The 14,829-nt window shown below is 46.6% G+C and carries 10 protein-coding genes and 1 pseudogene; 2 read left to right on the forward strand and 9 right to left on the reverse strand.

Going from position 1 to position 14,829, the window contains the following annotated elements; genetic code table 11:
• Positions 1-2,096: pseudogene (locus Q0668_RS24350) on the reverse strand (hypothetical protein); the annotation flags it as partial.
• A gap of 231 nt (positions 2,097-2,327) precedes the next feature.
• On the opposite strand from Q0668_RS24350, the gene Q0668_RS24355 reads away from it, so the two are divergent.
• Positions 2,328-3,773: a glycoside hydrolase family 15 protein gene (locus Q0668_RS24355; RefSeq protein ID WP_298869153.1), complete on the forward strand. Its 1,446-nt coding sequence runs from the start codon at positions 2,328-2,330 to the stop codon at positions 3,771-3,773.
• Between the two features lie 32 nt (positions 3,774-3,805).
• On the opposite strand, the gene Q0668_RS24360 is transcribed toward Q0668_RS24355, so the two are convergent.
• From Q0668_RS24360 to Q0668_RS24380, 5 genes are read right to left on the reverse strand one after another with little or no spacing between them, the layout of a single operon-like run.
• Positions 3,806-4,972 carry a GTPase gene (locus Q0668_RS24360; RefSeq protein WP_298869154.1) on the reverse strand — a complete coding sequence of 389 codons (1,167 nt, stop codon included), beginning with the start codon at positions 4,970-4,972 and terminating at the stop codon, positions 3,806-3,808.
• A 4-nt stretch (positions 4,973-4,976) separates the two neighbouring features.
• Positions 4,977-5,807, reverse strand: coding sequence for a type III pantothenate kinase (locus Q0668_RS24365; protein ID WP_298869155.1), 831 nt, complete (start codon positions 5,805-5,807; stop codon positions 4,977-4,979).
• A 44-nt stretch (positions 5,808-5,851) separates the two neighbouring features.
• A complete protein-coding gene (locus Q0668_RS24370) occupies positions 5,852-6,202 on the reverse strand; it encodes an exodeoxyribonuclease VII small subunit (protein ID WP_298869156.1) in 351 nt (116 codons plus the stop codon).
• Between the two features lie 53 nt (positions 6,203-6,255).
• Positions 6,256-7,503 carry an exodeoxyribonuclease VII large subunit gene (xseA, locus tag Q0668_RS24375; RefSeq protein WP_298869157.1) on the reverse strand — a complete coding sequence of 416 codons (1,248 nt, stop codon included), beginning with the start codon at positions 7,501-7,503 and terminating at the stop codon, positions 6,256-6,258.
• A gap of 27 nt (positions 7,504-7,530) precedes the next feature.
• On the reverse strand, positions 7,531-8,313 hold the full coding sequence (locus Q0668_RS24380; RefSeq protein WP_298869158.1) for a sugar phosphate isomerase/epimerase family protein: 783 nt from the start codon (positions 8,311-8,313) through the stop codon (positions 7,531-7,533).
• Positions 8,314-8,540: 227 nt separating this feature from the next.
• Here Q0668_RS24380 and Q0668_RS24385 point away from each other — a divergent pair, with 227 nt between their 5' ends.
• On the forward strand, positions 8,541-11,222 hold the full coding sequence (locus Q0668_RS24385; RefSeq protein ID WP_298869159.1) for a hypothetical protein: 2,682 nt from the start codon (positions 8,541-8,543) through the stop codon (positions 11,220-11,222).
• A 28-nt stretch (positions 11,223-11,250) separates the two neighbouring features.
• Here Q0668_RS24385 and scpB read toward each other — a convergent pair whose 3' ends face one another.
• From scpB to Q0668_RS24400, 3 genes are all read right to left on the reverse strand, one after another.
• Positions 11,251-11,943 (reverse strand): SMC-Scp complex subunit ScpB, encoded by a 693-nt coding sequence (scpB, locus tag Q0668_RS24390; RefSeq protein WP_298869160.1) that lies wholly within the window; start codon positions 11,941-11,943, stop codon positions 11,251-11,253.
• A gap of 124 nt (positions 11,944-12,067) precedes the next feature.
• Entirely contained in the window at positions 12,068-13,720 is a 1,653-nt protein-coding gene (locus tag Q0668_RS24395; RefSeq protein WP_298869161.1) for a hypothetical protein, read from the reverse strand.
• A gap of 316 nt (positions 13,721-14,036) precedes the next feature.
• The gene (locus Q0668_RS24400) at positions 14,037-14,669 is read right to left on the reverse strand and encodes a pyridoxamine 5'-phosphate oxidase family protein (protein ID WP_298869162.1); all 633 of its coding nucleotides are present in this window, start codon (positions 14,667-14,669) and stop codon (positions 14,037-14,039) included.
• Positions 14,670-14,829: the final 160 nt, after the last annotated feature.

The following is a 14,829-nucleotide window of genomic DNA, read 5'->3' on the forward strand; positions in this document are numbered from 1 at the left end:
TTTTTGAGTGCTTCATTTAGAAGCTGTTCCGCTTTTTCGATCTGTGAAAAACGTAAATAAGCTTTAGCCAGTTTGAGATCATGAGATTCTGCTTGAATATCCGTTTGTTGTTTCTTGCTGGCGGCTTGATAGCTGGATTCCAACTTATCTTGTGCTTGATTAATTCCCTGAATTAGCTCACGACGTAGCATCTTCTGATCAGGCATTGAAAAGGCACGTTCGAATTCACGAATGGCTTTCTGGTAACGTTTGGTTTTGATATAGGACCAGGCCAGCAGGTTTGTCAGTCTGACATCTTCAATATTTTGTTTTTGCAGACCTTCAACGTATTCAATCAATTCGACATAGTCGCCATTTTTAAACAGCTCTTGTGAAAAGGCTACTTGAAATGAAAGACGATGCGGGAATCTATCAATCGCACTCCGGGCGATCTTGAGCGAATCCCCGGTGTTCCAGTATTTGTGGCGAATGGTCCCACTGCGATTGGGCTCTACTTTCAGTATCATCACACCCTGCTTGTCATAAACGGGCGTCATTCGATAGACGAGATCCTGATCCAGGAGATACCAGGGGAAGGCGGAAACTGTTTCACGGCCGAAGGTCACCAAGTGATTTGCAGAAAAATTCTGTATGTCTCGATGTAGTTTCTCAGCATTGGCGATTTCAAAAAAATCCAGCATTTGATAGCGGCGACCTGTGGTGGCTATATCGGCACGTCGTGTAATCAGGCGGCTGTCGGGAGAAGTGTTTATTCTGACCCAATCGCCGGCCGACTGCCAGTTGCTGAATTGATTTGGAGGGAGTTGATCTTTATAGAATTGATCGGGTTGCGTGATCATTTGCAGATTGGCATTCAGCAAACGCACGTCAGTCTTCATCTGCCAACCGCAGAAAAGTATGAATAGAATACCAAAACCTGTCACCAGAAATTTGCGGGTATGAGGTCGAGACACTTCGATATGCTGCACGAAAGCATTCCAGCCTGCAGGCACGAATGCCAGGACAATTGGCAGCAACGGGAGTGTGAATCGCTGTTGCATCCAGGGCCAGAGCGAAAGAATGCCCAAACTGAAAATGAGATACCATAGGGCGACGGTTCCTCCGCGATGACTGCGTTTGATCATTCCATAACAGGATAATGCGAGAATCAGGCCACTCAAAGTGAGATACAGCCAGACTGGCCCTGGTAGAGAGGAATTTTCATCCAGGATCATTCGCGAGTATCGAGGCGCTGCACCAGGCATGTCGGGAAACAGCTTTTGACAGAAACTTTCAAAGTGAGTTGTACATCTTTGAAGAATGCTGAACAGAGTGCCTGAGATTCCCTGTGATTTGATTTCTTTTAACGCGACTGAAGTATAACCACTTTTTTCTAATGTCGAATTTCGAACCATCCAGAGCCCTGAAACCAGAATGGAGCTGGCAACGCTGATCAGCCATAGCCAACGTTTGCGGCGGGCCAGCGCCCATAAACCCACTGCTAGAACCAGCGCAATGCCAATCGTTCTGAGGAAGGGGAGAAAGATCAGGAGTGTGGTGAATAAAATTAAATCGATCTTTCGTGGTTGATCCTGTCGCGTTGCCAGTAGATAGAGAATTGCCAGCGAACAGGCCATGAATGGAATTTCACTCATCACAATCGTGGAGAAAAATAGTGTGTAGGGATTAATGGCAAATAGAATCGCGATCAGCAAAGCAGCCCAACAGAAACTGTTTGCGCTATGGTTTTCGTATTCCGTCGCTGATTCCTGTAAACGGCGGATGGATTGATAGAGCAGAAAAATGAGTGCCAGTGCAGTGAGAAAGACAGTCGCTTTCGCAAAAAGAATGTTGTAAGGGGAAACGAGAGCCGCTGGTATCAGTAGCAATGACATTCCCGGCGGGCGGTGTGCGTAGAGTGGTTCGCCTGGTGTATCAATTTGTCGATAACCAGATCCATTGACCAGCGATTTCGCCATGATGACATAGCGGGCGCTGTCGGGAGTGAAAAAATAAAGCTGGTTCCATCGTGCCACGGCCATACACGAAAAGACCACAAGTAAGGCGATGATGCCTGTTTTGGGTGACCGAAAAATGGATGGAAAGACGCCCTTCATAAAGTGGTCCGAATCTAACAAGGCTGAGTGAAGAAAGAAAACCTCTGCATATGAGCAGACGAAAGTGCAAATGGTATTCCTGCCGGCACTCTGATCATTGAGGCAGGTCAATGGCTCTCAGAAAGCGGGAGAATGGAAGCATGCTGCCGATTATAGAGGTTTCAAGAGGCCAAACAGGGGACGAATAGAGGCTGCGAGACTGATGCTGCTATAGTCAAGATTCAGACAAAGATGCCAAAAAGCAACAGCGTTGATTTTACGAAACAGGCCCGAAAGCTTGTCGCGGACGACCTGCCGTTGCAATTTGAGCCCAATTCTTTCACAATTCGAGGCGCGCAGCTCAACAGATCAACTCAGCTAAAAAATAATCAGGTGTTTATCATGGATGACGACAGGTTTCTCACTTTAAAACAATCTCTGCAGACCGTTCAGGAAATAGAAGAGCTGATATCCTTTCTAGAGTCGCAAGAGACGTTTTCTTTTCCTCCTTTGAACAATGGCCTGTTTCCCGCAGCGATTGCCCACGAGTCAACAGGATATCAGAGTATTTGGGTTCGAGATAATATTCATATTGCCCATGCTCTCTATGCGATCGGAAAAATGGAATCGGCTTGTCAGGCCATGTCAACTTTGACGGATTATTTCATCAAACATAGAGATCGTTTCGACGACATGATTTCCGGGAAAACTCATCCAAAAGAAATCATGAAACGCCCTCACATTCGTTTTGACGGAACTACGCTGGGCGAAATTGATGAAAAGTGGGCCCATGCACAAAATGATGCGCTCGGGTATTTTGTCTGGTTATACAGTCTGTTGGCGCTACAGGAGAAATTGACCCCCACGCAAGAATCGCTGGAATTGATGGCTGCCTTTGTATGCTATTTCGAAAAAATTCGTTTTTGGGAAGATGCAGACAGCGGACATTGGGAGGAGGCACGTAAAGTAGAGGCTTCCAGTATAGGTACCGCTGTTGCGGGATTAAAAATGCTGCAGCAGTATCTGGATCAGAGTCAGACCTGGAGCCATTTCAAGTTGGGCAAAAAAAGTGTCCCACCGGAACTGCTGGATGACTTGATTCAGCAGGGGCAATTGACACTCGCGCAAATTCTTCCTGCAGAGTGCATTCAGCCTGATCCGTTACAGGCCCGGAAATACGACGCGGCTCTGTTATTTTTGATCTATCCTCTAGGGCTGGTAGAGGGAGAGATGGCAGAAACTATCATGGAAGATGTCAGAATACATCTGATGGGCGATTATGGAATCCGCCGTTATTTAGGTGATTCTTACTGGTGCGCGGACTATAAGGATATCCTTGGCGAAGATGACAGAACGAGCGACTTTAGTGAAGATCAGGCCAGTCGGGATCAACTATTGAAGCCAGGTGAAGAGGCGCAATGGTGTATCTTCGATCCCATACTGTCTGTCATTTACGGCCAGCGTTTTTTACGATCAGAGAAATCTGAAGATTATGAAAGACAACGTTTTCATCTGGATCGCGCTCTCAATCAGATTACAACACACGATTCGATTTTTGGTGCGTACCGCTGCCCGGAATCTTATTATCTGGAAAAGGGTCAGTATGTCCCCAATGACATTACCCCGTTGTTATGGACTCAGGCCAATTTAATGATGGCCTTGCATCAATGGAAGCAGACTGTTGCGGCTCGTCGTTGAAAACTGAAGTGGTGGTTGCCTTCTATTCAGTATCAGTCCTCAAAAAGGAGTTGGCGGATCAAGGTGTCATAATTTTGATGGTCGACTTCCCGGAGTGCTTCCGCTGCCTGATGTAACAATTCAATTTGCCTTCTGGTGACAGGAATCGCAGTCTTTTTATCAGGAACTTCAGGGACAAGTCGTTTGACCAGATGATTTAACAGTGCATCAATGCCGGCATTCGTTTTAGAGGAAACAAAAAGGGCCCGTTCGGGAAGCGTTGCGTCCCAGCATTGTGGAAGATCAACTTTATGCGCGACGACGACCGAATCTGACCATTGAGAGAGCAAGCGTTGATCGTCCGGATGCACCGACTGACTGGTGTCAATCAGAATGACGCGACAGTCAGCCTCATTCAGGACTTGTTCTGCCCGTTGTATTCCTTCTGCTTCCAGCGGTGCAGCCTGTTCACGCAGGCCTGCAGTATCAGAAAACTGAAAAGGCCAACCCTCGATGGCTGTGTTCGCCGTTAATACATCCCGTGTGGTTCCCGCCTCATCAAACACAATCGAACGGTCGTAGCCGAGAAGGGCATTGATCAAACTCGACTTACCCACATTCGGACGACCCGCCAATACAACACGCCAGGGAGACGTTAAATGGAGTCCCAGGCTATCCCAGTGCAGGAGGTTTTGGATACGCGATTGATACTGCTCTGGGAGAAAGGATGTATTTGTGTCAGGTAGCAGAGATTCAAATGCGGCCCGTAATAAACCCTGTGATTGTCGAAGTAGAATTTCCGCAGCCCGATATGTGGTGGCGGCAGCCACTGTTTCCTGCAGCTCTGCCTCAAGCATGCGTTCGGTTTTGCGTGCTAACTCCTGGCTGGAATTGATCACGCAGCCTTGAGTTTGTAAATCTTGTAGAATACGGTCGATGGCAGCCAGCCCCCCATGACAGTGAATATCGACCGTATTGTTATCGAGACGACAGAGCACAAGATCTTCGCTGTTAGCATCTCCCCAGAGTCCGTACACGATACGATTGACGGGTTGCTGTTCCCAAGGTTTTTTATTTACCGCGTGGAAACAGGCATTGATTGAGGTGATCAGAGATGGTGACTCGCCATGCACGCGAATCGTCGCGACGGCTCCTCTGCCGCGGGGTGTTAAGAGTGCTGCCGAGCAGGATGGTGATTTTATTTCGGAACGGTCTGACATGTGATTATCCCGCACCGTTCATTTTCTGAGCAACTATTGCCAGACCCTGCAATGTCAGCAAAGGTTCAAACTGGACAGAGCCTTCCAGGTGTGGCGCTAATAAATCAGAACCGCCGCCTGTTAATAAAACAAGCGGATCAACTTGGCTGGAATCAGCCAGTGACTGTTTAGTTAATTGAGAGACCAGTTCGCGTACCGCTCCCAGTTGTCCCCAGAACAGTCCGCTGCGAATCGCATCGGTGGTATTCTTTCCCAGGACGACTGGTTCTACCTGACGTAACTCATCAACGGGGATCAAGGGGAGTAAGGCGGTATAATGATACAGCGCTTTAGCAGATAATTCAAAGCCGGGAAGAATCGTCCCACCAGCAAAACTTCCGTCCGGGTTGACAACATCAACTGTCGTTGCGGTTCCGGAATCGATAATGATCGCGGCTTGACCAGTATTTTGCAGTCTGTTGGCGGCGACCGCGTTGAGCAGTCGATCGATGCCGACTTTGCGGGGTTCTTCAACACAGATTTCCAGCGGAAAATCATCTGTGTTGAGAATTTCAACGGGTGTCGGCAGCGTTCCATCTGGCCAGTTTCCTACGACTCCTTCGATTCCCCGTGGATTCGAACCCGCGACAACCGTTTGACATTTCATAGCCGACGGGCCATCGAACCAGCTTTGAATCTGTTTCCAGGGGAGCGGCTTCTCAATTAATGTCGAGCATGTATTCAGAACGTGCGGAAGTTGCTTGTTCTCTTTTACTTGAAGATCAGTCTCAAGTAAGACAAATTTGATACGACTGTTGCCGACATCAATGGCCAATTGCTGAAACGATTGTGACATAGCTGATTCTATCGTGCCCTTGGTGAATAGAAAGTGCCTCGTTTTTAGAACAGAGTACGATCGTTACTACTTTCTTCTTCGTCATTCTTTTTAGCACTGCTTTTGCGTCGTCCGGTCTTTGCAGGACCTTTGGTATCAATCGAGGCCGTGGCATCAAAATCTTCCAAAACGGGATTCCCATCCGCATCAACTCGCGTCAAAATCTCAATTTTCTGCTCAGCCGTTTCAAGAGATTGATAACAGGACCTTAACAACTTCACACCCCGTTCAAAATGCGCCATTGATTCTTCCAGGCCGGCTGTTCCCTCTTCCAGCGTATTGACGATTTCCTGTAGTTCCGTCAAAGATTCTTCAAACAGTGGTGCATCCGGGTTTGCTGTCTTTTTTTTCGCCATGTGATTAGATCTTTATGATAAAACTTTTTATTGGTTTATGAAAAATGTCTCGTTTAATTTGTTGCTCCCGATTGCGATTCCTTCGCAACTGCCTGAATCTGGCTGGTAATTGTTCCATCAGAGACCTGAGTCTGTAGCGTGTCTCCCGGTTTGATTTGTTCGATCGATTTGATCAGAGCCGTTGTTTCAGATTCTTTTCCGGTTTCCACCCGCGAAATACTATAGCCGCGGCTCAAGACTTTCAGGGGACTCAAGGCGTCCAGTGCTGAAGAAAGCTGTGTTGTCTGCGATTGAAATCGGGAGATCAACTCTTGAGTACTTCGCTTCAGTCGGCGGTCCAGTTCATCAATTTGCGTCGCGCGGTGGTGAATCATATCCAAGGGGCGTGTTAGTGCAGGACGGTCTGCCAATGCATCCAGTTGAAAGCGAACTTGCCGGGCGCGTTGTTTCAGATTGGTTACTAACTGATTTTTCCAGTGTGTTAATGTTGCTGATATATCGTCCTGCAAGGGGACCGCAAGTTCTGCCGCTTCACTAGGAGTCAAAGCCCGACGGTCTGCTACAAGATCAGCAATACTGATGTCGATTTCGTGGCCAACGGCACTGATGATCGGTATCTGACATTCGAAAATGGCGCGGGCCACGACTTCTTCATTAAAAGCCCAGAGATCTTCCAGGCTGCCACCCCCTCGACCGGTGATGATGGTATCGACTTGCGGAATCCCTTCAGCAACTTTGATTCCAGCAGCGATTTGTTCTGCGGCACCTTCTCCCTGAACGGCGACGGGAACAATCACAAGGTCGACGGCTTTCCAGCGTCTCGTGATCACTTGAAGCATATCGCGGACCGCGGCGCTGGTCGGGCTGGTAACTAAGGCTATTTTACGTGGAAATTGCGGAATGGGCCGTTTATGTTCGGCATCGAACAATCCTTCCGCGGTCAGCTTTTCCTGCATCTGACGAAAGGCCAATTCGAGCGCACCGACTCCCTGCGGTAGCAGTTGTTCAATATTGAGCTGATAAGTGCCACGCGCCTGGTACACTTCAATGGGACCGGCTGCGATGACTTCCATGCCATCTTCGAGTTGAAATTTCAGTCGAGATGCGGTGCGTTTCCAAATGACGGCTCTCAGTTGGGCGGCATCATCTTTCAGCGTCATGTAGACATGGCCAGAGCCTGCGATCGTACAATTGGAAATTTCACCAATGACCCATGTGTAGGGAAAATTTCCTTCAACCAGATTTTTAATCTGGCGAGTTGTTTCCGTAACGGAATGAATTTCGGGTTCCAATGCTGGCATAAGATTACTTTGGAGAAACGTTTGAGATTAGATGAGTACTGATTCCAAATAGGATATCGCGTTTTGACAGTCTTCCAGTCGCTGATCTCCCTGCGTGCGATCGACGATGAGCCAGCCCTGATAATCGGTTTCCGAAACGAGTGGTAGAAAATGATCCCACATGACCATGCCTTGTCCCAGAGGAACTTCAATACCTCCCCGATCCATTTCTCGAATGGCATCCCGCAGGCGATATGTCTTGATCCAGTTATGAAGTTCACGAATCGATGATTCCGGATCTTGTTGATTGAATATCAATTCTGCTGTATCTAATTCGACACCAATCAGTCCGCTACGGACTTCAGAAACCAGTTCACGGATGATCGTAGGCGAATTATTTTCACAAGAGATACACAAGTCTGTACCGATATGGGAAGCGAAACGTGCCAGATCGTTCAGAACCTCGCAGACGCTTGCAAAATTTCCCTCATCGTCTGTTCGAATCAATCCTGGATGAATAATTAATAACGAGCCCCCTAATCGCCGGGCAAATTCCAGAGCGGATTTAATAGAGTCCACTCTCTGGTCCAGAAACTCTGGTTCGGTGAGAGCGTGTCGAGAAGGCAGTCGCAATGATGCGACCTTAAGATTAAATTCTTCCAGGTATTTTCGAAAATGGCGATCCCCCGTTCCCCCGAACGACGCAGCTGAGACCTCATTCTGAACATCTAACTGTACTCCTCGCGCTCCGATTTCGGCGGCTTTTTTGATTGCCCGTTTCACAGGCAGATTAAAGCAGCGGGTGGCGACGGCGAGTTTAAGTCGTGACATCATTTTCCTTATTGGCCATTTCTGACTGGTTGTTCACTGATTGAGATAATTGCGACAATTAGATCAACTGACAAAGTTTATCTAACCATCTGCTAAAAGAGAATAATATCCCGAGGTTAATGAAAAGGATTGGAAAAACAGGGTTTTCCCGCCCGTTCCGGATTTAGATTCCATCAAAAAATTGACGATCATTTTAATAGCGGAATATTCAAATTCGGGAAACTTACATGATACTGTCATCGCTTGCAACCTGCTACCTTGCCTTACTGGCCGGATTACCCATCGAAGGAAATCTGGTAGAAGATACGCTACCGATCTTGACCTATTCATTTGAGACGAAAGAAGATCAGGATTTTAATGATCACCCTGATGACTGGTCCCGCCGCATAGGGCCGGGATATCCTCAGTATGTTGAAGTGAGCATCGATCGAAACATAGGACATACCGGACAACAAAGCCTGCATTTTAAAGTCAATGGAGGACATGCCACCCTCTATTCCCCTCCTGAAAAGATTGATGCCGACCACGCTTATATCTTTCGAGGTTATATCAAGACGCAGGGATTAATAAATGACGCGGCGATGATCTCCATTTCATTTTTGGACCATAAACGGCAGCGGATCCAAAAATTTATGACTCGACCGGTGACAGGAACCCATCGCGGCTGGGCGGAGGTATCCATTGGCCCGATCACCCCAAAACCAAACGTTCGATTTATCGTCATCGGTTGTCATGTCGCTCATAACAAACAGAAAGATATTGCGGGAGATATCTGGTTTGACGATCTTTGGTTAGGCAGCTTGCCGCAACTGGATCTTCTGAATAATTATCATCGCCAATTCGTAGATCATTCAGCGGAAATTCGTGTCAGCAGTCGTATTACCGGACTCAATCCTAAAAACAAGTATCATCTTGATCTGGAATTAGTTGACAGCATGAACCGCAGAGTCGCAGAGTCTTCTCTGAAATTGTTAACGAATCCTGAAGATGCAAAAGACGTTGTCGACAGTCGCTTATTGGTTGGGAATAAGCATACCGAAGTCTGGCGATTGAAGCCGATGGAATATGGTTTTTATGAAGTCAGATCAGATTTGGTACGCGAGCAAAAATCGATTCTGGCGAAGAAAACAACATTTGCCGTGATGGATCTGGTTGTGCCCCGGCCGGAAGGAGAGTTCGGATGGATCATATCCCAGGAAAATGACCAGTTACCCATAAATGAGTTGCCAGATATTGCCGCACAGGCGGGGATCAACTGGATTAAATTTCCGTTGTGGAATGCCATGACGTCTGAGGATCCTAAGAGACCTAGTCGCATTGCAGAAATGCTGGATCAATTTTCAACGAAGGGAATTACTCCGGTCGGGTTACTGAATCATCCCCCCAAAGAATTGCGATCTCAATTTGCGAAAGACTGGCAGGGAGTCAGTGGGATTTTCTCTTTACCAGCAAGCTTCTGGTCCCCTTCTTTGGAAGAGATATTTGCCCGTTATACATCACTGGTAAATTATTGGCAGCTGGGCGGTGATGATGATCCGAGTTTTATTGGGATGCAGAATCTGAATGAAGCATTGAAGAGTGTGAAATTGCAACTTGATTTAATTGGTCGCGATACCCATGTCGGAATTCATTGGGACTGGAATACACCATTACCTGCGAATAGTCCCGCGCATACTTTTATGTCCATCAGTAATAAAGAGCGGTTGTCACCAGCAAGTCTGGCAGAAAAAATTCATACGGTAAAAAAGTCGTCGGGAACCAGCCCGAAATGGGTGACATTGACGCCACTTCCTAAAGATGGCTATTTACCCGTAGAGCGGGGCGTGGATCTGGCGAAGCGAATGGTAACTGCAAAGTATATGGGTGCAGATGGAATTTTTGCTGCCTCTATCTTTAACGAGCAGCATGGGCTTCTGAACCAGAACGGCTCTCCAACACTTCTCTTTCTTCCCTGGCGGACAGTGGCATTGGCACTTCAAGGGTCCAAGTACCTGGGTGCTTTCAATCTTCCTAACAAAAGCACGAATCATGTGTTTGTAAGAGATGAAGAAGCAATATTGTTCGTTTGGAATCATGAATCGACAGAAGAAGTGATTTACCTGGGAGAAGATATCTATGCGACTGATGTCTGGGGGAGAAGAATCAACTTAAAACGGAATCCCGTAACACGACGCCATATTCTTCCTGTAAGTTCTGCTCCCCTCATCATACGAAATTCGAATAAAGAGATTGCTTACTGGAGAATGGCTGCACAATTTGAGACCGGAAAATCCAAAAGTGAGTACGGAGGTCACGCGGATGCCATTATAGGGAAAAATACATTTTCACAGAGTATTCGTGGTAAAACAATATTAAACGTGCCCAAGGGTTGGGAAATAGAACCAAAGGAGTGGGAATTTAATACGGGAGCGGGCGAAAATTATCGTCTCGAAACGTTTATGACACTTCCTTCCAATGCCAGCCTGGGGAAAAAAGATGTCTCGATTGATTTTGAAATCTTTGCGGAACGCAAATATTCGATCCGTGTCCATAGGCCCTATCATGTAGGGTTGGGAGATATCGTGATTAAGGTTGTAGACAAAAAACTTGAAGGCAACTTACTGGAAGTCGAGCAAATTATTATCAACAATACTTCACCGCTCGAAACACTTCAGTTTCGTTGCAGTCTGTTCATTCCCAGTATGAAACGTTTGCAACGGTTTATCACTGAACTCAAAAGAGGCCAGGATCGAAAGCTGTATTATTTACCGAATGCAGACGCGTTGAAAGGTAAAGAACTCTGGATACGTGCGGAGCAGACAAACGGTCGTCGGATCTTAAATTATCGCTGGATCGTTGGTGAAAACTGGGAGCATCCCGATACGCTTTCAAAAAAACAGATTGAAGTCAAAGATCCCAAAGTGCGTTAACTGTAATCTCTGCTGGAGTTGGTCACAGTCAGGCTGCCGGTAGATCTTGATCTGTTTCTGATGGGATTTCCGTGCTGACTTCTGATTCCGGTTCAGCGATTGAATCTGGAGAGAGCTCTGGTTGTTGTGATTTTTGCTGAGGCCAGACTCGAAGTTTTTCCCCCATTGGTAATTCGTCCAGATTTTTCAATCCGAAGATTTCCAGAAATTTCCGTGTCGATTCGTAGAGATAAGGACGTCCCAATGAGTCATCTTTACCATTGATTCTAACCAGCCCGCGATCCATCAATTGTTTTAACATTTCCGCACTCTGGACTCCACGAATCGACTCGATATCGGCACGTGTGATCGGTTGGCGGTAAACGACCATCGCCAGCGTTTCCAGTGCCGGCGTAGAGAGCTTAAGGGCCGCCTGTCTTTGATGGAGCTTGTTCAGCCAGAATGCATATTGAGGTTGAGTCATCAACTGATAGCCGGTTGCAACGCGTTTAATATGAAATGCAGAATTCGTGGAAGCGAAAGCGGCATTGAGTTTATCAATGAGTTCTTTTGCCTCCGCGGCATTGGCAAGAGTTGCTAATTGCGAAATTTTTCTGGTAGAAAGTGCGCTGTCTGCAACAAAGAGCACTGCTTCTACTTTAGCCATCTTCAGGCTGCGTTTGGTTTCCACTGCATGATCAGAGGCAAACTGCAACGCTTCCGCCTGTACCGGATGAATCATCAAGTTCCAGCGGAATGCCGCCGCTGATGTATACTGGTGCTGAACAGTAGGGAGCGAATGACTCGAGGTGCCAACGGGCCTCGGGTTGCAGTTCGAAAGAGAAGGACTGGAAAACATTCGTGGTTTACCGAACCGTAAAGTTTTGAGTATAGGTGGCTACTTTTTGACTGATCTCGTCTTCCACCGTCAATTTCATGATGTGCGGTCCCAATGAAATATTGCGTGGTATTTCAAACTTGTAGCTATGAAAGTAATCTTTGCGAACATTCCGACAGAGATCTTCTGTCGTATCAAAGGGGATCTCTGCGACCAGATCTCCATTCGACCCCGCTTTGAAAATTTGAACTTTGGATTTCAAAAGCGTTCGATACATGCCATCGGCTGTTAGTTCGCTGGTGAAGTTTTCTATTTCTGAATAGACAAGCACTGGTCGACCGGGCGTGTATTCATCACGTTCGAATCGTTCGTAGCTTCCAAAGCTGTTGATTTTATGACAGAAGGCAACATTTTTGAGTTTGAGATTGGCATTTTCCTGCAGTCGGGCGGTTGCCTGTCTCAACTGAGCTACTGTTTGAGTCGCACGGTCGGCCTGATCCGGCATTGCTTCGCGATCGAAATAGTTGGCAACAGCCCAGAAAGTCTGCTGCCAGAATTCCTGATCAGCGGGATTAATTCCGGGAATCGCTTCTAAAGCACGTTCGTGCTGATTTGCCATCAGATACAACATTCTGAGATAAACGTGTCTTTCAATGAAGTTTTGTTTTTCCTCAGGAGTTGACCCTGGTTCTAATTGTGAAATTTCTGTTTCCGCTGCTGAAATGAGATCTCCCAGTTGATTTGCAGAAGAATAATCTGCTAATTCTGTTGGACTGCCGGTTGGTATGAGAGTGGGATTTGCCGGTTCGAGTTGAGAAACGGGGGTTCCGAGAGACTGTGTGTTATTCTCCTGCGGGCCTGAAATTGCAGTGCTCGTGCGTGAAATCCCACTCTGCAAAGCAGATGTTCCCTGCTGAAAAGCAGATGACAGCTTCTTTTTCACTGTTCCTACGACCGGGATATTGTTGAGTCCCCGACTGATTGTTTCTGATCTGGAATAAGCTTGAGGTTGTGCAGGGCTAATTGCAGGCAGACCTGTTTCAGGATATGAGCCGACTGATTCCAGGTTTCCCAGACTGACTGGATTTGATGTGGGATCCTTTTGGAGAGTGCTGGGAGTCAATTGACCGGGAGGTTGGGTTGCTTGAACGCTGGTTTGAACTACCTGCGATTGTTGATCTCCTGGTTGAGTGTGTCCCAGGCCGGGTAGCGAAATAGAAGGGGACGGACTTGGATTATTTCCGGCCAGTTGTTCTTCGCGCTGTTGCTCCATACTATTAACCATTCTCCGCGTACGGAGAATATTTTTGATCATATCCGGATCAACGCCTTTGAAACTATCTAAGTACTGCGCGCGTTCCTTAGGTGAGGCATCTTTTAGTTCCGCATTAATATAGGCCAGGAGTTCGACATTATGGGTGGTGATGTTGCCCGCTTCGTCTTTCGCTGCTGCCTTTTTCTTTGATTTCGCATCACTATTCTCTGATTGATCTTCAATTGCTACGACAGCCGTTTCTTCTGGTGCCACTTTCTTTTTCGAAACAAATGTTTTCCCCCATTTCCAGGGCGCAGTGGGTGCTTTCCAGGCCATAGTTTGCTGGCCGGGTGTTGAAGTACATCCACTTATCAAAAATAAAATTAGAACAGCAGGGAGTACCATGCTGAGCCGGAATTGTTTCATTACGTTGTCCGGATCATAAAGGTAAGGAGCTCAATTAATTAGGAGCACAATGGTTGTGCCGATCATTGAAATGGTAAAGGAAATGGATGAACCAGAAGAAAACTGATTCATGTCTCAGTCTCTGAAGTGAATAGGAGAGCTGTTTTTTATAAAAAAATCCAAAATGAAGCAAGATCGATTCAAGATCTAAATAAACAGGACCGGGAGGCTGGCGAAATTCTGAGAAGAAATGAGCTGAGAGAGAGAAGTTTTGCAAACATCAAACGTTGTAAGTTCAATATTATAATGTGCTTATGAGTGAAGAGAAGGCTTCAGTCTATTCTCCAGATTCCATTTTCTTTTGAACATGGAAAAAGTTTCCGCCTTTCAATTTCATATCATCTGTTCCCCAGGATATGGTTTTGTCCTGTTGGGAGAGTAGTGGAATATGTTTTGAGCAATGAATGTAAGCCTCTTCCACTTCAACTTTGACCCAGCGTTCTGGCTTTTTACCATTATCCGATGCGATGTCATCCAGAATTTCTTGTGGTGTCACGTTTGATTCGAGAAAATCGCAGTTTTCTACAATGCTTGCTTTACCATTAATGTGAAGGCCAATAGTGGTTTTGAAGAAATCAAGAAACATCAAACCAATCTGTGGGTTTTCCGAAATATTACCAAGTGAGGCTAAGACCCCGTTTCCACGGTATTCCGGATAGGCAAGCGATTTTTTGTTGAGAATTCGCACAAAACCAGGATGTCCGGCGCGAAATGAGCTGTCGCATTCCCCTTTGGAATCGGAGGTCGCAATAAAAAGCAGTTCCTGTTCCCGGATAAACTCCTGCATGTGGGGATTCAGGAAGTCGATCATCTGCCGATCATAAAAGCTATCAGCTCTTTTTTTGGTTCCGTATTGTTCTTGTAGCCTCCGCTCACCGTTTGAGCCAAAACAGGATTCTTCATATTCCATTACGTTATCCAAATATTCCTGTTTTGATGAAAACTGACTTATGGCAAATTCCAGTTGCTGTCAAACAGCTCTGCCCAGACTGTTTTGTTTTCGAAGGATCCTGATTTGGTTTTCTGAAACTGAATAATGGCGATGTCTCCCAATTTCGGGAAGAGCCATG

Source organism: uncultured Gimesia sp. (assembly GCF_937910335.1).
GTDB lineage: Bacteria > Planctomycetota > Planctomycetia > Planctomycetales > Planctomycetaceae > Gimesia.

Bases quoted from the DNA above. Each gene is read 5' to 3' on its own strand.
- Q0668_RS24370 (WP_298869156.1), bottom strand. From the start codon at position 6,202: ATGGCGAAAAAAAAGACAGCAAACCCGGATGCACCACTGTTTGAAGAA.
- Q0668_RS24380 (WP_298869158.1), bottom strand. From the start codon at position 8,313: ATGTCACGACTTAAACTCGCCGTCGCCACCCGCTGCTTTAATCTGCCT.
- Q0668_RS24400 (WP_298869162.1), bottom strand. From the start codon at position 14,669: ATGGAATATGAAGAATCCTGTTTTGGCTCAAACGGTGAGCGGAGGCTA.
- scpB (WP_298869160.1), bottom strand. From the start codon at position 11,943: ATGATTCATCCGGTACAGGCGGAAGCGTTGCAGTTTGCCTCTGATCAT.
- Q0668_RS24360 (WP_298869154.1), bottom strand. From the start codon at position 4,972: ATGTCAGACCGTTCCGAAATAAAATCACCATCCTGCTCGGCAGCACTC.
- Q0668_RS24355 (WP_298869153.1), top strand. From the start codon at position 2,328: ATGCCAAAAAGCAACAGCGTTGATTTTACGAAACAGGCCCGAAAGCTT.
- Q0668_RS24365 (WP_298869155.1), bottom strand. From the start codon at position 5,807: ATGTCACAATCGTTTCAGCAATTGGCCATTGATGTCGGCAACAGTCGT.
- xseA (WP_298869157.1), bottom strand. From the start codon at position 7,503: ATGCCAGCATTGGAACCCGAAATTCATTCCGTTACGGAAACAACTCGC.
- Q0668_RS24385 (WP_298869159.1), top strand. From the start codon at position 8,541: ATGATACTGTCATCGCTTGCAACCTGCTACCTTGCCTTACTGGCCGGA.
- Q0668_RS24395 (WP_298869161.1), bottom strand. From the start codon at position 13,720: ATGAAACAATTCCGGCTCAGCATGGTACTCCCTGCTGTTCTAATTTTA.